General features: G+C 57.4%; 15 protein-coding genes and 1 tRNA gene. 10 read left to right on the top strand and 6 right to left on the bottom strand.

Annotated features, from left to right (window positions below; translation table 11 throughout):
- Window positions 1-59 precede the first annotated feature (59 nt).
- Together MWU55_RS08620 and MWU55_RS08615 are read left to right on the top strand one after the other, a co-directional pair.
- Window positions 60-1,202: a polysaccharide biosynthesis/export family protein gene (locus tag MWU55_RS08620; RefSeq protein ID WP_246935637.1), complete on the top strand. Its 1,143-nt coding sequence runs from the start codon at window positions 60-62 to the stop codon at window positions 1,200-1,202.
- 56 nt (window positions 1,203-1,258) lie between these two features.
- Window positions 1,259-3,277 (top strand): capsular polysaccharide biosynthesis protein, encoded by a 2,019-nt coding sequence (locus tag MWU55_RS08615; protein WP_246935636.1) that lies wholly within the window; start codon window positions 1,259-1,261, stop codon window positions 3,275-3,277.
- Here the strand turns inward: MWU55_RS08615 and ribD are convergent.
- Window positions 3,266-4,384 (bottom strand): bifunctional diaminohydroxyphosphoribosylaminopyrimidine deaminase/5-amino-6-(5-phosphoribosylamino)uracil reductase RibD, encoded by a 1,119-nt coding sequence (ribD, locus tag MWU55_RS08610; RefSeq protein ID WP_246935635.1) that lies wholly within the window; start codon window positions 4,382-4,384, stop codon window positions 3,266-3,268. The genes MWU55_RS08615 and ribD overlap by 12 nt on opposite strands.
- Before the next feature lie 4 nt (window positions 4,385-4,388).
- Entirely contained in the window at window positions 4,389-4,862 is a 474-nt protein-coding gene (gene nrdR / locus MWU55_RS08605; protein ID WP_246935634.1) for a transcriptional regulator NrdR, read from the bottom strand.
- Window positions 4,863-5,078: 216 nt separating this feature from the next.
- On the opposite strand from nrdR, the gene MWU55_RS08600 reads away from it, so the two are divergent.
- Entirely contained in the window at window positions 5,079-5,282 is a 204-nt protein-coding gene (locus MWU55_RS08600; RefSeq protein WP_246935633.1) for a dodecin family protein, read from the top strand.
- 66 nt (window positions 5,283-5,348) lie between these two features.
- On the opposite strand, the gene MWU55_RS08595 is transcribed toward MWU55_RS08600, so the two are convergent.
- The 4 genes from MWU55_RS08595 to MWU55_RS08580 all read right to left on the bottom strand — a co-directional run bounded on the left by MWU55_RS08595 (window position 5,349) and on the right by MWU55_RS08580 (window position 11,194).
- Complete coding sequence (locus MWU55_RS08595; RefSeq protein ID WP_246935632.1) at window positions 5,349-5,768, bottom strand: secondary thiamine-phosphate synthase enzyme YjbQ; 420 nt, start codon at window positions 5,766-5,768, stop codon at window positions 5,349-5,351.
- A gap of 657 nt (window positions 5,769-6,425) precedes the next feature.
- Window positions 6,426-8,408, bottom strand: a complete 1,983-nt coding sequence (rpoD, locus tag MWU55_RS08590) for an RNA polymerase sigma factor RpoD (protein ID WP_246935631.1) — start codon at window positions 8,406-8,408, stop codon at window positions 6,426-6,428.
- A 191-nt stretch (window positions 8,409-8,599) separates the two neighbouring features.
- Window positions 8,600-10,567, bottom strand: coding sequence for a DNA primase (gene dnaG / locus MWU55_RS08585; RefSeq protein ID WP_246935630.1), 1,968 nt, complete (start codon window positions 10,565-10,567; stop codon window positions 8,600-8,602).
- Window positions 10,568-10,606: 39 nt separating this feature from the next.
- Entirely contained in the window at window positions 10,607-11,194 is a 588-nt protein-coding gene (locus MWU55_RS08580) for a TetR/AcrR family transcriptional regulator (protein ID WP_246935714.1), read from the bottom strand.
- Window positions 11,195-11,339: 145 nt separating this feature from the next.
- On the opposite strand from MWU55_RS08580, the gene MWU55_RS08575 reads away from it, so the two are divergent.
- The 7 genes from MWU55_RS08575 to MWU55_RS08545 all read left to right on the top strand — a co-directional run bounded on the left by MWU55_RS08575 (window position 11,340) and on the right by MWU55_RS08545 (window position 18,299).
- Window positions 11,340-11,627 carry a hypothetical protein gene (locus MWU55_RS08575; RefSeq protein ID WP_246935629.1) on the top strand — a complete coding sequence of 96 codons (288 nt, stop codon included), beginning with the start codon at window positions 11,340-11,342 and terminating at the stop codon, window positions 11,625-11,627.
- A 116-nt stretch (window positions 11,628-11,743) separates the two neighbouring features.
- The gene (locus tag MWU55_RS08570; RefSeq protein ID WP_246935628.1) at window positions 11,744-13,036 is read left to right on the top strand and encodes a homoserine dehydrogenase; all 1,293 of its coding nucleotides are present in this window, start codon (window positions 11,744-11,746) and stop codon (window positions 13,034-13,036) included.
- A gap of 220 nt (window positions 13,037-13,256) precedes the next feature.
- Window positions 13,257-14,228, top strand: a complete 972-nt coding sequence (gene glpX / locus MWU55_RS08565; protein ID WP_246935627.1) for a class II fructose-bisphosphatase — start codon at window positions 13,257-13,259, stop codon at window positions 14,226-14,228.
- Window positions 14,228-14,779, top strand: a complete 552-nt coding sequence (locus MWU55_RS08560) for a cysteine hydrolase family protein (RefSeq protein WP_246935626.1) — start codon at window positions 14,228-14,230, stop codon at window positions 14,777-14,779. The genes glpX and MWU55_RS08560 overlap by 1 nt, the downstream gene beginning before the upstream one ends.
- Entirely contained in the window at window positions 14,776-16,524 is a 1,749-nt protein-coding gene (recJ, locus tag MWU55_RS08555; RefSeq protein ID WP_246935625.1) for a single-stranded-DNA-specific exonuclease RecJ, read from the top strand. Before MWU55_RS08560 ends, recJ begins: the two co-directional genes overlap by 4 nt.
- An 88-nt stretch (window positions 16,525-16,612) precedes the next feature.
- Window positions 16,613-16,687 (top strand) — tRNA-Glu (locus MWU55_RS08550).
- A gap of 130 nt (window positions 16,688-16,817) precedes the next feature.
- The gene (locus tag MWU55_RS08545) at window positions 16,818-18,299 is read left to right on the top strand and encodes a DUF4403 family protein (protein ID WP_246935624.1); all 1,482 of its coding nucleotides are present in this window, start codon (window positions 16,818-16,820) and stop codon (window positions 18,297-18,299) included.
- Window positions 18,300-18,323 lie beyond the last annotated feature (24 nt).

Raw genomic sequence — 18,323 nt, 5'->3', positions numbered from 1 at the left:
AATCTTGTCTCGCTGTAGATTGCAGAAAATGAATCAAACCTCCACGAAGGGGTCGAGCGGTGAAAGCTAAAAAAACATATTGGATCAAACACTTGGCCTTAGCCGGCGCAGTGTTAGCCCTTGCCGCTTGTGGCCTACCTCGCAGTGGTCCAAGCAAGCAAGAGATCTACGCAGGTTCTGTCCAGAAGAATGGCGATGCCTATATCGTTGACGTTGACACACGCGTCGCACGCGAGGCGGCCCAAGTTCCTGCGATCGGGTTCAGCAAAGATTTTCAGAACAGTGGCGTTGTCGGTTCTGACACTATTCGCCCCGGTGACGTTCTTGGAATCTCGATCTGGGAAAACGTTGAAGACGGTATCCTGACAACAGCAGGTGCCCCGGCAACGCTTGAACAGGTTCAAGTTGATGGCGCTGGTAATATCTTCATTCCCTATGCCGGTCGCGTTAAAGCCGCCGGAAATTCGCCCGAAGCCATTCGTCGCGTGATCACCAGCAAACTTGCTGAACAAACGCCTGATCCGCAGGTCACCGTGCGCCGGATGGCTGGCGATGGGGCAACTGTCTCGATCTCGGGTGCAGTTGGTGGGCAGGGTGTCTATCCGATCGAACGTCCGACCCGCACTCTGAACGCCATGCTTGCACGTGCAGGCGGCGTGACGATTGAGCCTGAGATTGCGAAAGTGAAAGTGATCCGTGGCCGCAATTCAGGTGAGATTTGGTTCGAAGATCTGTTCAGATATCCAAACATGGACATCGCCCTGCGGGGCGGCGACCGCATCCTGGTCGAGGCTGACACACGTACCTATACCGCCCTTGGCGCCACGGGCACGCAAAGCCGCGTTGGCTTTGAAAGTCAGACGCTTTCAGCGGTTGAGGCGATTGCTCAAGTTGGCGGATTGTCCCCGGCGACCGCAGATCCAACTGGTGTATTTGTGCTGCGTAACGAAAGCGCAGTTGTTGCCAACGCCGTTCTGCGCCGGTCAGATCTGCGTGGACCTCAGCGCATGGTCTATGTCCTGAACCTGACCGAAACCAACGGTTTGTTCATGGCCCGCGACTTTGTGATCCGCGATGGCGATACGGTTTATGTGACCGAAGCCCCCTACGTTCAGTGGTCGAAAGTGCTGACTGCCCTGACTGGAACGCTGGCCACTGCAGGCTCGATTTCGGCACTGAATCAAAGCTTAGCTGCTGAATAACCGGGCCATTGCCCGTGGGCGATCATAGCAAAACCAAACAAGCCGCCGGGCAGCAGATGCCCCGGCGGCTTTTTGTTTACAATGGCGGCTTTCTGACACAACCACGCATCAAGCGGATCTTAGAACTTTCAGGTTGGAAAATCCGTCTTGGTGTTCCCTCTGCCGACGACTGGGTAGGCACATGGGGCAAAAGCCCTACCTCTGGTCGGGGCGAGGCGGTGGCCGCCAAAAAGGCAGCCCCCGTCCTGCGCGTCGAAGACGCGTTTTTACGGTCGGTTCTGCCAGGTCGGTCCGGCGAGCCGCCGTTGGGTCTTTTGCTGGATGATATGGGAGTGCATTTCGATGGCTCCCTCCCTTCGCGGCTGGAACACATCTTGATGAACGACCCGCTGGATGACAGTTCAATGCTGAACCGCGCGCGCGTTGCAATTGAGCGTATGAAAACGGGTCATCTGTCCAAATACAACGCATTCCTGCCCTCACGACCGGTTCCCGATGCGCCGTATGTTCTGGTGCTGGATCAGACCGCCGGGGACGCGTCGATCCGTCATGGCGGCGCATCCAAGGCCACATTCCGCGACATGTTGGTCGCTGCACGGCTGGAACATCCCCATGCGCGCATTCTGATCAAGACACATCCCGAAACGCAGGCCGGCCACCGCACCGGTCATTTTGGTCCCGAAGATGCAAATGTACAGGTGCATCTGATCACGGACGCTGTCAGCCCATGGGCGCTTCTTGACGGGGCGATGGCTGTCTACACCGTCAGCTCCGGCATGGGGTTCGAAGCCATCTTGGCGGGGCACAAGCCGCAGGTGTTCGGCCAGCCTTTCTATGCGGGCTGGGGTCTGACTGAGGATCGGCAGCCCGTAAACAGACGCAATCGCAAGCTGACCCGCCCGCAGCTGTTTGCGGCTGCGATGATGATCTATCCCACCTGGTACGATCCCTACCGCGATACCTTGTGCGAAATTGAGCAGGTGTTGGACACGTTAGAAGCGCGCGCGCGGGCATGGCGTGAAGACAGGCAAGGCTATGTCGCCAGCGGAATGCGCCTGTGGAAACGCCGCCCACTGGCCGAGTTCTTTAAGGCGGACACCGCCATGGTGTTTGACGACGATGGCGCGCGCGCTGCAAATGGGGCCGAGACACTTGAACGCCCGCTGATGGTTTGGGCTGGGAAAGAGACGCCGGAACACAACACGCACCAAGTCCCCCTGCGCATCGAAGACGGGTTCTTGCGTTCGCGCGGGTTGGGGGCAGAGCTTACCCCACCCTTGTCTTTGGTTCGGGATGATCTGGGAATTTATTATGACCCTGCGCGCGAAAGCAGGCTGGAGCAACACATTGCGAATGCCACCACCCTGCCCGACCACGCCCGCGAACGGGCCGCGCGTTTGATTGAGCGCATCACGCAAAACCGGCTGGGGAAATACAATCTGGATCGTCCACTGCCTGCTGGCCTTGACGAACTGCCGTCGGGCAACCGCATTCTTGTGCCGGGGCAGGTGGAAGACGATGCCTCGATCAAGCTGGGCACTTCAACGGTTGCAACCAATCTGGGTTTGCTCAAACGGGTGCGCGCCGACAATCCCGACGCCGTGATCATCTATAAGCCACATCCGGACGTCGAAGCCGGGTTGCGCGAGGGACGCATTCCGGCGGATGAGGCTTTGCGCTATGCAGACTTGATCGCGGATGAATCTGATCCCATCGCGCTGTTGGAGCATGTTGATGCGCTGTGGACCATGACCTCCACCATGGGGTTCGAAGCGCTGCTGCGCGGGGTGTCTGTGACCTGTCTGGGGGCGCCCTTCTATGCCGGTTGGGGCCTGACGACAGATCTGGGTCAGGTGCCGGACAGGCGACAAGCGCGCCCTGATCTGATTGCTCTCGCTCATGCTGTGCTGATCGACTATCCGCGCTATTTCGATCCAATCACCAAAACAGCTTGTCCGGTCGAAGTGATTGTGGATCGTCTTGCGTCCGGTGATCTGCCCAAAGGGCGACCCGGTACGCGGATGCTTGCCAAATTACAGGGGGTCTTCGCCAGCTACGCCTATCTATGGCGTTGATGGTGTCGCGCGCCAACGGTGCAAGACATCGCCACCTATGTCGCGACACTCGACCAGCTCAAATCTGGGGGCCTCGGCCAATCTGCTTAGCCCCATTGCAGCCAAAGACGGTCGCCCTTCGGCACCAATGGCCAGCCCCGCGCCATAGCCCACAAGCTCGTCGACCATTCCCGCCATAAGAAAAGACGCGGCCACCCCACCGCCACCTTCGCAATAGACACGGGTCAGGCCACGCGCGCCCAGAGCCTCAAGAACCGATGTTGGGTCCAACGTCGCCTGCGCCTCGTCCACCTCGATCAATGTGGCGCCGATGTCTTTCCAGACCGAAATCAGCTCGGGCGCGGCACGGCGACCATGGCAAATCCATATAGGAATTTCTTTTGCGGATTTCGCAAGTTTGCTGTCCAGCGGAAGGTCCAAATGCCGGGATAAAACCACCCGCACCGGTTGGTGTTCAATTCCCAGCCCACGCACTGTTAGCGACGGATCATCATCACGGGCCGTACCTGCCCCGACCATCACCGCATCATGGTTTGCGCGCATTGCATGCACATGGCGGCGCGCGGCGGGCCCTGTGATCCATTGGCTTTCACCGCTGGCTGTTGCGATGCGCCCGTCAAAGCTGCTGGCGAGTTTCAGCGTCATCATGGGGCGACCACGGGTCACCCGGCTTAAGAAGCCGGCCTGGTCTACGTGCGCTTCATCCTCGCAGAGGCCCGTTACAACTTCGATGCCCGCCGCGCGGAGCATATCGAAACCGCCCCCATCCACACGCGGATCAGGATCACCCAATGCACAGACCACACGCGCGACACCCGCCTTGATAAGTGTGTCGGCACAGGGCGGCGTTTTTCCGTGATGGGCACAGGGTTCCAGCGTGACATAAGCAGTGGCTCCTTGCGCAGCTCCCCCTGCCTGAGCAAGCGCAACTGTTTCCGCATGGGGCCGTCCCCCCGGCTGCGTCCAACCACGGCCGATAATCCGGTCATCACGCACAATCACACAGCCCACCGCAGGATTGGGCCAAACACGCCCAAGCCCACGCCGGGCAAGCGACAGAGCCAAGCGCAAAAACCTGTTATCCGCGCCCGTCTTGTCTGCTGTCATGGGTCTACTCGTTGTCTTCTGGCGGGATGTCCGGTCGCAACTCGCTGACAAATTTGTCGAAATCATCAGCGGCTTGGAAGTTTTTGTAAACGCTGGCAAAGCGCACATAGGCAACGGTGTCAATCCGGGCCAAAGCCTCCATCACGATCTCACCGATCGTCTTGGACTGAATGTCTGTTTCGCCCATACTTTCCAAACGCCGCACAATGCCCGAGATCATCTGATCAATCCGCTCTGGTTCAACCGGGCGTTTCTGCATCGATATACGGATCGAGCGCTCTAGTTTTTCACGGTCGAAGTCTTCACGGCGACCGTTGGATTTTATCACCACAAGATCGCGCAATTGCACGCGTTCATAGGTGGTAAACCGCCCCCCGCAAGCCGGACAAAAGCGGCGGCGTCGGATCGCAACGTGATCCTCGGCTGGGCGGCTGTCTTTTACCTGAGTGTCGATATTTCCGCAAAACGGACAGCGCATGGGCGATCCCCTTCCTTCACTGAACCATGTGGGTGTGGGTCTATGACCACTTATCCACAGGCACTATAGGCCAGCCTCTAAGTCTTGTGTAGCCCGAATTGCACACACCAAGATAAGGCCTGCTAGGCGTCAAGTGGGAATGGCTGAAAATACTCCCCTGTCGGCCTGTGATATAACTCAAATACTTGCGTAATCTGAACAACAGGAGGACCAGAAATGTCCGTAGCACGAGTTACCGAAATCTCAGCAACATCAAAGAAAAGCTTCGACGATGCGGTTGAAACTGGCGTTGAACGCGCCGCAAAAACCCTGCGCAACGTGGTGAGCGCTTGGGTGAAAGAACAATCCGTATCGGTCAAAGATGGCAAGATTGAACACTATCAGGTGAACCTGATGGTAACGTTCGTACTGGAAGGCTGATCCATCCACACAAAAGACAACGCGCTGCAGTCGAACCGAATTGCGGCGCGTTCTTATGTTTATCCATCAGGTAGACAGATGCCCAGCCACCTGCCGCCGATGCGGGGCCGTGCGGTGCTCGAACAAATAGATCCCCTGCCATGCTCCCAGCATAAGCCGCCCGTCATGGACAGGGATCGACAGATTCACGGGCAGCAGCGCGGATTTAATATGCGCGGGCATATCATCCGGCCCCTCATAAGTATGTGTCAGATAGCTCATCGTTGGATCCGTGCTGGGCGGTACCAATCGTGAAAAGAAGTTGTTCAGGTCTGTTTGAACCTCAGGGTCCGCATTTTCTTGGATGAGCAGCGAACAAGATGTGTGGCGCACAAACAAGGTCAGCAATCCATCACTCGTATTCTGCGCTCGCAACCAAGATGTCACTTGGTCGGTGAACTCATACAGTCCCGCTCCATGCGTGGTGATCTCAAACATGTTGGCCATTTAGGTACCCCGAAAAAACGAAACCGGTGCGCAAATGCGTCACCGGTTTTGTTTTAGCCAAAGCTGAAGCAACAGATCAACGTTAAGCACGCAAGGCAGTGTCGGGCTTCAGTCGACTTCTCGATACTGCGCCTAGAAATGCGCAAACGATGGGCGGCATGAAGCCAAGCCTTCGCTTTTGCGTTTCTCAAGCGCTTTCAACGCAAGCAATCGTCCCAACCGAACCGCCGATACTTTATTCGCGAACCCATCGCGTCGGCGCGGTGTCTCAATTTGCCAATCTGGCTGCAGCGCCAATGGCTTTCCCCTCACAACATCATACATTTCAAATTACCCAGTATAAGTCAGCAAAATAGACTGACGTGAACATTTCCCCGCCACATTCCTGCCACAAACCGCCACATTTTTAAATCCTAAGGAGGGCTTTTTTGTTCAAATTTAGGGAAACAATCTGTTCTCGTCGAAGAATTGTGTCCGCTGGGTAGAGGTGGAAATAGATCAATTCTGGCATAGGTGGAGGTGCGTCACATCCAGCCGTCTGTGGCCTAACCGACAAGGAATCACTCAGCAAGCCTGCCTTGATCGGAGCTGCACATACGGCTGAAAATAAAACGCCCCGCAAATTGCAGGGCGTTCTCTAAAAGACTGTGAAAGCTGTTACTGATCCAAGAAACTGCGCAGTTTGCGCGAGCGGCTTGGGTGCTTCAGTTTGCGCAGCGCTTTCGCCTCGATCTGGCGAATACGTTCGCGGGTCACGCTGAATTGTTGGCCCACTTCTTCCAGCGTGTGGTCGGTGTTCATGCCGATACCAAAGCGCATCCGAAGCACACGTTCTTCACGCGGAGTGAGCGAAGCTAGCACGCGGGTCGTAGTTTCCTTGAGGTTTTCCTGAATGGCGCTGTCCAAAGGCAGCACGGCATTCTTGTCCTCGATAAAGTCACCCAGTTGGCTGTCTTCCTCGTCGCCAATCGGTGTTTCCAGAGAGATCGGCTCTTTGGCGATCTTCATCACCTTGCGCACTTTCTCAAGCGGCATTTGCAGCTTTTCGGCCAGTTCCTCCGGTGTCGGTTCGCGACCGATTTCGTGAAGCATCTGACGACCAGTCCGGACCAGTTTGTTGATCGTTTCGATCATGTGAACCGGGATACGGATCGTGCGGGCTTGGTCCGCGATCGAACGCGTGATCGCCTGACGGATCCACCATGTCGCATAGGTCGAGAACTTATAACCGCGACGGTATTCAAACTTGTCCACCGCCTTCATCAGGCCGATGTTACCTTCCTGAATAAGATCAAGGAATTGCAGGCCACGGTTCGTGTATTTTTTAGCGATCGAGATCACGAGGCGAAGGTTGGCTTCTACCATTTCCTTCTTAGCCTGACGCGCTTCTTTCTCACCCTTCTGAACCTGCTGAACGATGCGGCGGAATTCAGGGATGTCGACGCCGACATATTGGCCCACTTGCGCCATGTCGCCGCGCAGCTTCTCAACCTTGTCGGTCGACTTTTCGATGAAGGACTGCCAGGCGCGCCCGGTCTTTTCGCCCATCTCTTCCAGCCAAGTCGGGTCCAATTCACGGCCACGATAGGCCTCGACAAATTCACGGCGGTTGATGCGGGCTTGGTCAGCCAGTTTCACCATCGCGCTGTCAATCGACATGATGCGGCGGTTGATGCCGTAAAGCTGGTCGACCAGTGCTTCGATGCGGTTGTTGTGCAGGTGAAGCTCGTTCACCAGCAAAACGATTTCCGAACGCAGCTTCTGATACGCGCCCTCTTCCTTCTTCGAGAAGCTGTCATCCTCGTTCAGGGTCGCGGACATCCGCAGATCCTGCATTTCCGACAGCATTTCATAGTCGCGGGCGATCAGTTCGAGGGTTTCCAGCACGCGCGGTTTCAGAGCGGCTTCCATCGCGGCAAGCGACATGTTGGCGGCTTCATCCTCGTCATCATCATCGTCATCGTTGGTGATGGGATTGCCGTCTGCATCCAGCTCTTGCGCTTTTTCTTTCTTCTCGGAAGCGGGTGCTGCGCCATTGGCGGCCGGTGCAACCTCTTCCTCTTCATCTTCTTCCAGCTGATTGCCGAAGGTCGCATCAAGGTCGATCACATCGCGCAACAAGATGTCTTCGTTCAGAAGTTCTTCACGCCAAATGGTGATCGCCTGGAAGGTCAACGGGCTTTCACAAAGGCCCGAGATCATGGTGTTGCGGCCAGCTTCAATCCGCTTGGCGATCGCAATCTCGCCTTCACGCGACAGAAGCTCTACCGATCCCATTTCGCGCAGATACATGCGCACAGGGTCGTCAGTCCGGTCGAGCTTTTCCGTCTCAGCCGTTGCTACGGTAACTTCACCACCGGCATTCTTGGCGACAAGTTCGGTCGAGCCCTTCTCTTCCTCTTCCGCCTCTTCATCTTCAATGATGTTGATACCCATTTCGGACAGCATCGACATCACGTCTTCGATCTGTTCGGAACTGACCTGTTCGGGCGGCAGCACCTGGTTCAGCTGATCGTAGGTAATGTAGCCACGCTCGCGCGCCTCGGCGATCATTTTCTTCACCGCGGCTTGTGACATATCTGTCATCGGTTCGGCGTGCTGATCGTCTTTTTGATCGTTGGCGGTGTCCTTGGCAGCCATGGGCTCTCCTTGCACGAAAGATGCGGTCTGGGCCGTTTGTGGTGATGCGAAGCGTCCTTCGCTGACGGCCACCCGCGCTTGGGTGATTCGGGACGGACGTCACGCTGATTCGAATCAGTGATTCGTCCACAGCTGTAAGGTGGGTGCTTTAGCGGGGCTTTGCAAGCAGTCGCCCCCCTATGGCGAACGCATTAGTGGCTTTTTCGCTTCGCCGGATCAATTTGTTCCAGCAAAGCGTCCAATGCATCGCGCTCTTCCCGGTCCATCAGCGATCCATTGTCCGCAATTTCATAGGTGGTTTTGTCTTCGGTTTGACTGCGCAATGCATTGTTGCGGGCTTCGGCTGCCTGCCCCAGCCGCCATGTCACACCCTCATCCGGCAGGGCCTCCATGTCGGCTTGTGCATCCTGCACCTCGCGACGCACCCCACGCAGGGCTTCCAGCTTGGTCAGCTCTTCCGTCAGGCAGGCCTGAACGATTTCATCATCCTCAACAGACCGAATGGCTGGCGTGATGCGCACATGGTTCAGCATGAAAAGCTTGTCCAGACAATCGCCGCCAACTCGGTTCAAGATGGCCTCTTCCAGCGCATCTGCACCAGAATGCGCATGGCCTAAGATCACCCGAAGAAGTTCGCCATGATCTGGGCCGACCATGTCCAACCGCTCCATCCTGCTTTCCACCTGATCCAGCATGTCAGGGCGGCGGATCAGGATGGCAAGGATCACAGCCTCTCGCAGCGCTTCCTGCGCCAGATCATCTGCCGTCGCCAATATGGATCCCTTGGTCGAGGCCAAAACCGGCGGCGTTTGCTGCCATCCCTGCCCCTTACCCGGTTGCCACGCGCGCTTTTGGCCACCCTGCCCTTTCGGGCGCGAGCGGAACAGCTCCCACCGTTTGTCTTTGATGGCCTGGCCATAGTGATTGCGGATCGACTGATCCTTAATGTTCGAAATGGCGAGGCGCAGGTCCTTGTCCAGCGCCGCTTTGCGCTCAGGACTGTCAAAGACCTTGCCTTCGGTTTCACGCCGCCACAACAGGTCCACCATCGGAATAGCCCCATCAATCAGCGTCTGCATCGCGCTGGATCCGCTTTCTTTCAGCAGATCATCGGGGTCTTTGCCTTCCGGCATGATCGAGAACCGTAGGCTTTGACCCGCTTCTAGCAATGGCAGTGCGTTGTCGATCACCCGCATCGCGGCACGCAGACCGGCCGTGTCTCCATCCAGCGCGATGATGGGTTCGGGCGCGATCCGCCAAAGCAAGCGCAACTGATCTTCGGTGATCGCAGTTCCAAGCGGCGCGACTGTGGCATTGAACCCGGCCTCGGACAAGGCAATCACGTCCATATAACCTTCGGCCACAATCAACGGCTGCCCTTTTCCCGCGGCTTCGCGGGCGGGGCCGTGATTGAACAGACTGCGGCCTTTGTCAAAAAGCTCGGTCTCAGGCGAGTTCAGGTATTTGGCGTTGTCGTTTGGGTCCATCGCACGGCCCCCAAAAGCGATCGCCCGTCCACGCGCATCCCGAATGGGAAACATGATACGTCCGCGGAACGTGTCATAGGGTTTGCCACCCTTTTGACTGGGCTTGGCCAGCCCCGCGCCAAGGATCAAGTCATCGTCGACATTCTTGCCCTTCAGGTGATCCCAAAGCCCCTGCCACGCATCGGGCGCAAAGCCGATTTCCCAACGATCCAGTGCCGCTTCGTTCAGGCCACGGCGGGTCAGATAGTCCCGCGCCTCGGCCCCCGCCCCCGTCTTCAGCATCAGGCGGAAATGGCTGACCGCCATCTCCATCACCTCCGCCAACTGCGTGCGGCGGTCCGCTTTTTCTTGGGCTTTCGGGTCACGCGCGGGCATCTTCATGCCTGCTTCTCCCGCCAAGATCTCGACCGCTTCGATGAACGAGACATTTTCGGTCTCTTTCACAAAACTGATCGCATCGCCCTTCGCGTGGCAGCCAAAGCAGTAGTAAAACCCCTTCTGGTCATCTACATGAAAAGACGCGGTTTTTTCCTGATGGAAGGGGCAAGGCGCCCACATGTCGCCCTTGGCTTGATTGGATTTCCGCTGGTCCCACATGACCTTACGCCCCACAACCTGTGTCAGGCTGAGGCGGGTACGCAACTCATCTAGGAAACCGGGCGGCAGAGACATGTTCTATATATCGGTTCGATAGCGGACAGAGTCCAGTACTCACGCGCCAACTGCGCCGCGTACCATATCCCAATACCGATCCGCCACGGCCTCGCGCGACAGACGACCACCTTCGCGATACCAGGTGTTCACCCCTGTCAGCATAGCAATCAGCGCCATGGTGGTCAGACGAATATCTGGAACGGTGATGGCGCCATCGTGCTGCCCTGCCCGCAAAATGGCTTCCAATTCTCCCTCATACTGACGACGCAGAACTTCGATAGCGGCGAAATTGTCATCCGTCAGGTTGCGAAGCTCCATATAAGCAATGAAAACCGCGTCGGGTCGTTCCAAGTGAAAACGGATGTGGAACCGGGTGAAGGCCTCAAGCGTATCCAGCGCGCCCTCGCCTTTGGGTTCCTCTGCCCATGCGGCCAACAGATCGTCCATATGGGTGCGCATCAGGTCGAAAAGCAGGCTCTGCTTGTCCTTTGTATAAAGATAAAGCGCGCCTGCCTGCACACCGACCTCGCCCGCGATCTGGCGCATCGACACGGCCGCAAAGCCATGGCGCGCAAACAGCGTCAGCGCGGCCTCTCGCACACGTGGGCCAGTGATTTCGCTATGTGATCCAGTTTTCCGAGCCATGATGGATTGGTAACTGAACAATCGTTCATATCCAAGCGTTTCGCGACGTCCTGCCAACATTGCACGCTTACTTTCATGCTGCCTTGCAGCGCCTGAATGTGCTGTCTATGGTCGCCATGACCAAAGCATCAAGGACCACCGCCAGATGACTCGCCCGTTCACGACCAGTTTGCTTCTGGCCTTTGGCACGCTTGTGGCCTGTTCGAACATGCCCGATTTCGCAGATGGCGCTACAAAGAACGCGCCCTTCCCAAAGATTGTCGCAATGGATGACATCGTTGGTCAGATCCCAGCGGATCAGGGAGATTTTGGCACTGGAGCCTTGGCATCACGCGCAGCATCTCTGCGCGCGCGCGCCGATCGTCTGCGCCGAAGTGCTGTGGTGGACGGGGCTACCAAATCGCGCATGCAAGCAGCACTGGCGCGCCGCTAGAGGCACCTCGCCGGACTTTCAAAGGAATTTCCCCAATGTGGGCCAGCCGTGGATTGCACAGGGCCGCGCCTTTGGCTACACGTCCCTGAACGACAATAGTGCCGACGGAGACTGACATGAGTGAGATTGCCCCCCTTCGCCTTGGGATTGCAGGTCTTGGCACCGTCGGCATCGGCGTTGTGAAGATCATCCGCCGGCAAGCTGCCATGCTGGAAGATCGTGCAGGACGCCCCGTCGTGATCTCGGCCGTTTCTGCACGCACGAAAGACAAAGATCGCGGTGTCGATCTGTCGGATTATGGATGGGAAGACGATCCCATTGCACTGGCCAAGCGCGATGATGTGGACGTATTTGTCGAACTGATGGGCGGCCATGAAGGCCCCGCGAAAGATGCCTGTGAAGCCGCGATTGCAGCGGGCAAAGACATCGTCACCGCCAACAAAGCGCTTTTGGCCCACCATGGACAGGAGCTGGCCTTGGCTGCCGAGGCCGCTGGCGTACGCATCCGCTACGAGGCCGCCGTTGCTGGCGGCATTCCGATTATCAAATCCCTGATGGAGGGCTTGGCCGGAAACGAAATCACCCGCGTCATGGGCGTGATGAACGGCACATGTAACTATATTCTGACCCAGATGCAGGCCACGGGCCGTGGCTATAACGCGCTGTTCGAAGAATGCGCCGAGCTTGGGTATCTGGAAGCCGATCCCAACCTGGACGTGGGCGGCATCGACGCCGGTCATAAACTGTCGATCCTGTCCTCGATCGCCTTTGGCACGCAGGTCAATTTTGACGCGGTCGAACTGGAAGGCATTCAGCGCATCCAACTGGAAGATATTGAACACGCTGCAGAAATGGGTTTCCGGATCAAGCTTCTGGGTGTTGCCCAGATGACGGGTCGCGGGCTTGAGCAGCGTATGTCACCCTGCCTTGTGCCAGCCACCTCTCCGTTGGGTCAGCTGGAAGGCGGCACCAATATGGTCGTCGTGGAAGGCGACGCGGTTGAGCAGGTTGTTCTGCGCGGACCTGGAGCGGGCGAAGGTCCAACCGCCAGCGCTGTGATGGGCGACGTGATGGACATCGCGCGCGGCATCTCAATCCCGGTATTTGGCCAGCCTGCAAAAACTCTGCGCCCTGTAACGGGTGCAAAGGCTGCGAAGCCTGCCCCCTATTACCTGCGTATGTCCCTGTTGGACAAACCGGGCGCGATGGCCAAGGTCGCCGCCGTTCTTGGTGACGCAGGCGTTTCGATCAACCGGATGCGCCAAACCAGCCATGATGAAAAATTGGCCCCCGTCCTGATCGTCACGCATAAATGCACCCGTGACGCATTAGATGCAGCGATCAAAGGCTTTGCGGCCACTGGCGTGGTTGATGGTGATCCCGTCGCCATTCGTATCGAAGATCTGTAACCCAGCTCCCGCAACGGTTACGAAACTGCGCCGTGGGTCACCACGGCCACGGTGATCTTTATGATCGCGCTGCTCTTTCAGGGGCACTTTCGCAGCCCGGACATTCGATTCTATTCGTGAAAGCGGCTTGTGGCTGCTATTTCGCCAAGTAAGGCACTTGCCCCTGCCCCCCCCGGCGCTTAAACCGGAACCCGAATAGAGACAGTGAGGATTGCCCCTTATGGCTGATAAAGTCGTTTTTGCCGACCGCATGCTTTCGCTTGGTTTGGCCCGTGTTTCCGAAGCCGCCGCCACGGCCAGCGCCGATCTGGTCGGCCGCGGGGACGAAAAAGCCGCAGACCAAGCCGCTGTGAACGCGATGCGTGATCAGCTGAACCTGCTGGACATTCAAGGTACCGTTGTGATCGGCGAAGGCGAACGTGACGAAGCCCCGATGCTGTATATCGGCGAAGAAGTCGGCACCGGCGACGGCCCTGCGGTGGACATCGCACTGGACCCGCTGGAAGGCACAACCCTGACCGCCAAAGACATGCCAAACGCGCTGACCGTGATTGCCATGGCTCCGCGTGGTACTCTGCTACACGCCCCTGACGTTTATATGGAGAAGCTGGCGATTGGCCCGGGCTATCCCAAAGACGTCGTCTCGCTTGAGATGTCTCCCAAGGAGCGCGTTGAAGCCCTGGCCAAAGCCAAAGGGTGCGACACCAAAGACATCACGGTCTGCGTTTTGGAACGCCCCCGCCACGAAGAAATGATTGAAGGCATCCGCTCGACCGGTGCTGCGATCCGCCTGATCACCGATGGTGACGTGGCCGGTGTCATCCACTGCGCCGAGGCCGAGATCACAGGCATCGACATGTATATGGGCCGCGGTGGCGCGCCGGAAGGTGTACTGGCTGCATCTGCTTTGAAATGTATGGGCGGGCAAATGTGGGGTCAGTTGACCTTCCGCAATGATGACGAGCGTGGCCGCGCGGCCAAGGCGGGCATCACTGATCTGGACCGCATCTATTCGCGTGACGAAATGGTCACCGCCGATGTGATCTTTGCGGCAACCGGCGTCACCGATGGTTCGATCGTGTCGGGCATCAAACGCGAACCCGGCTGGCTGACCACCGAAACGCTGCTGATGCGGTCGAAAACCGGATCGGTTCGTCGCATGATCTACCGCAACCCGGTTTCTGCCGACTGATGCTTGGGGCCCTGATCCTGATTGATATTCAGGAAGGGTTTGACGACCCGTTCTGGGGCACGCGCAACAATCTGGATGCCGAGTCAAACGCCGGACGGCTTTTGACCCATTGGCGGGCGCACTCTGCGCCCGTCTTTCACATTCAGCACCTGTCGACGACGGCCGGCAGCCCGCTTAACCCGGATGGTGGGCTCGTAGCGTTGAAATCCATGGTGTCGCCCCGCGAAGGTGAACCGGTCTTAACCAAACATGTGAACTCGGCCTTCATTGGTACCAATCTTGAAAAACGTCTGCGAAAGCTTGATGTGGTCGACGTCACCATCTGCGGCCTGACAACCCCGCATTGCGTCTCGACAACCACGCGCATGGCAGCCAATCTGGGCTTCAAAGTCCGGCTGGTCCACGACGCCTGCGCGGCTTTCACGGGCAATGCTGACAGCTCTTGGCGCAATGAAACACCCCCAAACGCTGCGCAAATTCACGAGGCAGCTTTGGACCAGCTACATGGCGAGTTTGCGCAAGTTTTGTCGACCGATCAGGTGCTTGGATGAGCACGTTTCTGGGCGTTGAAAGCTCTTTGACCGGGCGCAAATGGATCGGCCCCTCGCCCGAGTTAGAACGGCAGGCCGAAGCGATTGCCCAACAAACGACCTTGCCCGCGCCGCTTTGCAAACTGCTGGCGCAACGTGGCATTCCGGCCCACGAGGCAGCAGGATACCTTGACCCAACGCTGCGCGACCTTCTACCCGACCCGCGCAAGCTGAAAGACATGGACAAGGCGGCGGCCCGCATCCTTGCAGCCCTAGATCAGAACGAAAAGATTGCGGTTTTCGCCGATTACGACGTAGATGGCGCAACCTCGGCCACTCTGTTGATCGACTGGTTTCGGCAATTCGACCGACAGATCAAGCTCTATATCCCGGATCGAATTGCGGAAGGCTACGGCCCCAACACCCCCGCTATGGAACAGCTGGCCAAGGATCACAGCCTGATCATCTGCGTTGATTGCGGGACGCTTAGCTTCGAACCAATCGCCGCAGCCCGCGCAAAAGGCGCAGATGTGATCGTGCTGGATCACCACCTTGGCGCTGAAACGCTGCCCGATGCGACCGCAGTGGTGAACCCAAACCGCCAAGACGAAATCGACGCCCCCGGCTATCTTTGTGCGGCAGGTGTCGTCTTCCTTGTTCTGGTCGAGCTGGGACGTTTGCTGCGCGAAGCTGGACGCAGTGGACCCGACCTGATTTCGATGCTCGACCTTGTGGCGCTTGGCACCGTTGCGGACGTTGCCCCCCTGATCGATGCAAACCGTGCCTTCGTACGACAGGGCTTGAAGATCATGGCCCGTCGTGCGCGTCCTGGGATGGTTGCATTGGCAGATGTGTCCGGGCTGAACGAAGCCCCGCGCGCGTATCACCTTGGATACTTACTGGGGCCGCGCGTGAACGCAGGCGGTCGTATCGGAAAAGCAGATCTTGGCGCGCGATTGTTGGCGACAACGGATGCAAACGAAGCCAATTCCATTGCCGAGAAGCTTAATGAACTCAACGCAGAACGGCGAGAGATTGAAGCCCGCGTGCAAGAAGTTGCGATGGAGCAGGCGGAAGAACGCGGGTTAGACGCCCCGTTGGTTTGGGCTGCGGGCGAAGGATGGCATCCCGGCGTTGTGGGCATCGTCGCCAGCCGCCTGAAAGAGGCCACCAATCGCCCGTCCATCGTAATCGGATTTGCCGAGGATGATGGCAAAGGGTCGGGCCGTTCGGTCAGCGGGATTGATCTTGGTGCAGCCATTCAGAAGCTGGCGACCGAAGGTGTCATCCAAAAAGGTGGTGGCCATAAAATGGCAGCGGGTCTTAGCCTGTCGCGTGATCAGTTGGAGCCCGCCATGGCGCGGCTGAACGAGCTGATGGAAAAACAAGGTGCGGGCGCGCTTGGGGCCGCGGATCTGGTTCTGGATGGTGTCTTGATGCCGTCCGCGGCAACCGTCGATCTGATCGAAACCTTGGAAGAGGCCGGGCCCTTTGGGGCCTCTGCCCGCGCTCCGCGCTTTGCTTTCCCGGATGTGCAGGTGTTTTTCGCCAAACGCGTTGGTCAAAATCACCTGAAAGTCAGTTTTGGGGACGGCTTGGGAACGCGGATCGACGCGATTGCGTTTGGGGCTTTCGATGGTCCTTTGGGCCCTATGCTTGAAAACCATGGCGGGGCTCGCTTTCATCTGGCGGGGCGACTCGAAATCAACCAATGGCAGGGCAGAACCAGCCCGCAACTTCGGCTGGAAGACGCGGCAAAGGCCTGAATTAATTTGATTTTATCTCGCTCCAAAAAAGTGAAAATGCCTCTTGCGTGGCTTCGGGCTTTGACATAGAAACCCCTCACCACAGAGTGGCCCGTTCGTCTATCGGTTAGGACGCCAGGTTTTCAACCTGGAAAGAGGGGTTCGATTCCCCTACGGGCTGCCACTTTTCCCTGAAATCTTGATGTCCACACAGCGGAAAATCACTTTTCTGTGGTGAATTTCCTGTCCAGTTGCCCCTTGCTGCTGGGGTCAATTCCTCGCAACATCAGGCAACTTGATCAACACCTATGGTTATGATGTTCCGTAAAAGCTTCCTTCGCCTTGCACTATCTGCGTGGTCTGCATTTCCTGCCAACGCGCAAGAGTGCGATCCAACAACCCATTCTTACATCACACTGCCCTTGTCGATCCCGCTGGACGAACTGCAAACGCAGCTTAATGCCTCGGTCGACGAAGTGATGCGCGGGATTGAGAATGATCCGGTTCCGGGTCGGTTGGTGGATGACACGCTCGGCTGGGCTGCACGACGATCTGATATCGTTCTACGTCCGAGCGCAAATGGTGGGCTGATTGCCAAAGCCAACATTCGTGGCAATGTGCAGTTGACCGGCGGCATCCAGATTGTGCGCGGTGCGGTCGGCGCGCTTTTGAACCAAGTTGCCCCCGCGAACATTCCCATAAGCCAATCCAGCAAGCTTGAAGCGCGTGTGGTCGGTGATTTCAGACCGATCCTTAGAGAAGACTGGAGCCTGAACCCACGCGCGGTAGCATCTGTGCAGGTAACCCAAGCCGAGGCGAAAATCGCCAAGTTGGGCAGATTATCGTTCCGAAAGCTGCTTCAGCCCACGGTCCAAGAAAAGGTCGACAAGTTGATGGCGAAGCTGAACCGCGACCTGCCAAAAGACCAGTTCTTGCGCAAAGAGGCACAAGACCTTTGGGACGACTCCCATAAGGTGATCGAAGTCCGGGGCGATGTGCCCGGGTGGATCGTGACCAAGCCCGTTCGGTTTGAGGCGGTTCAACCCTTTGTCGATCAACAGGAAAATGCTCTACGCCTAGGTCTAAGCCTGTGCTTTGAAGCGACCGGTGTTTTGACCCCCAACAGGCCAGATCGCCCCCGTCGCAGCGACGTTCCCCCGTTGAAATTCATCGATAAGATCGATACCGGTGGCATCGCGATCAGACTGCCTGTCTCTGCAAGCTGGGATCGGTTAAGCGAGATTGCCACGTCTGAGATCACGCAGACCGAGATGAAATGGCCCCAAAACGGACGCGCGTTTAACATGACCCTGTCCAATGCGACGCTTAGCGGGACGAATGACGGGGATATGACGGTAAAGCTTGGGTTGTCCGCTTCAAAAGGCTGGCTCAGCCGTGTCCTGTTTGGGCAGAAATTCGATGGCGACATTACCTTCACCGCCACCCCTCAACTTACGGACAACAAGCTGACAATGGTCAATGCACGTATCACTGAAGAAAGTGATGGCCTGCTGCTTAAGTCCGCCAAATGGCTTCTGAAAGGGAAACTGGAAGAGCTTGTTGAGACGCATGTGCATGCGGACCTAACCGGGGTGAAAGCTGAGACAGAGGCGTCGACCAAAGAAGCTTTGCGTCGTCTTGCGCAGGACATGCGGTACGATGGGTTTGGCGTGAGCTTCAATGATGCCGACATCAACCTGATTGGTTTCACCCCAAGCGATCGCGGACTGGAGTTTACGCTAAGTGGCGTGACAACCACGCAAAATGCGCAGGTTACTTTCGTCCCCCAATTCTAACCCGGGCGTCGCTCGCAGAGATGG

Source organism: Aliiroseovarius sp. F20344, assembly GCF_023016155.1.
Taxonomy (GTDB): Bacteria; Pseudomonadota; Alphaproteobacteria; order Rhodobacterales; family Rhodobacteraceae; genus Aliiroseovarius.
The sequence above is the reverse complement of the archived record's forward strand: the minus strand, read 5'-3'. Positions and strand labels throughout refer to the sequence as shown.

What these genes read in the sequence shown, in the direction of transcription:
- MWU55_RS08580 (WP_246935714.1), bottom strand. Translation starts at nt 11,194, where the DNA reads ATGGCTCGGAAAACTGGATCACATAGCGAAATCACTGGCCCACGTGTG.
- glpX (WP_246935627.1), top strand. Translation starts at nt 13,257, where the DNA reads ATGGCTGATAAAGTCGTTTTTGCCGACCGCATGCTTTCGCTTGGTTTG.
- ribD (WP_246935635.1), bottom strand. Translation starts at nt 4,384, where the DNA reads ATGACAGCAGACAAGACGGGCGCGGATAACAGGTTTTTGCGCTTGGCT.
- MWU55_RS08600 (WP_246935633.1), top strand. Translation starts at nt 5,079, where the DNA reads ATGTCCGTAGCACGAGTTACCGAAATCTCAGCAACATCAAAGAAAAGC.
- MWU55_RS08575 (WP_246935629.1), top strand. Translation starts at nt 11,340, where the DNA reads ATGACTCGCCCGTTCACGACCAGTTTGCTTCTGGCCTTTGGCACGCTT.
- dnaG (WP_246935630.1), bottom strand. Translation starts at nt 10,567, where the DNA reads ATGTCTCTGCCGCCCGGTTTCCTAGATGAGTTGCGTACCCGCCTCAGC.
- MWU55_RS08595 (WP_246935632.1), bottom strand. Translation starts at nt 5,768, where the DNA reads ATGGCCAACATGTTTGAGATCACCACGCATGGAGCGGGACTGTATGAG.
- rpoD (WP_246935631.1), bottom strand. Translation starts at nt 8,408, where the DNA reads ATGGCTGCCAAGGACACCGCCAACGATCAAAAAGACGATCAGCACGCC.
- recJ (WP_246935625.1), top strand. Translation starts at nt 14,776, where the DNA reads ATGAGCACGTTTCTGGGCGTTGAAAGCTCTTTGACCGGGCGCAAATGG.
- MWU55_RS08545 (WP_246935624.1), top strand. Translation starts at nt 16,818, where the DNA reads ATGATGTTCCGTAAAAGCTTCCTTCGCCTTGCACTATCTGCGTGGTCT.
- MWU55_RS08560 (WP_246935626.1), top strand. Translation starts at nt 14,228, where the DNA reads ATGCTTGGGGCCCTGATCCTGATTGATATTCAGGAAGGGTTTGACGAC.
- nrdR (WP_246935634.1), bottom strand. Translation starts at nt 4,862, where the DNA reads ATGCGCTGTCCGTTTTGCGGAAATATCGACACTCAGGTAAAAGACAGC.
- MWU55_RS08615 (WP_246935636.1), top strand. Translation starts at nt 1,259, where the DNA reads ATGCCCCGGCGGCTTTTTGTTTACAATGGCGGCTTTCTGACACAACCA.
- MWU55_RS08570 (WP_246935628.1), top strand. Translation starts at nt 11,744, where the DNA reads ATGAGTGAGATTGCCCCCCTTCGCCTTGGGATTGCAGGTCTTGGCACC.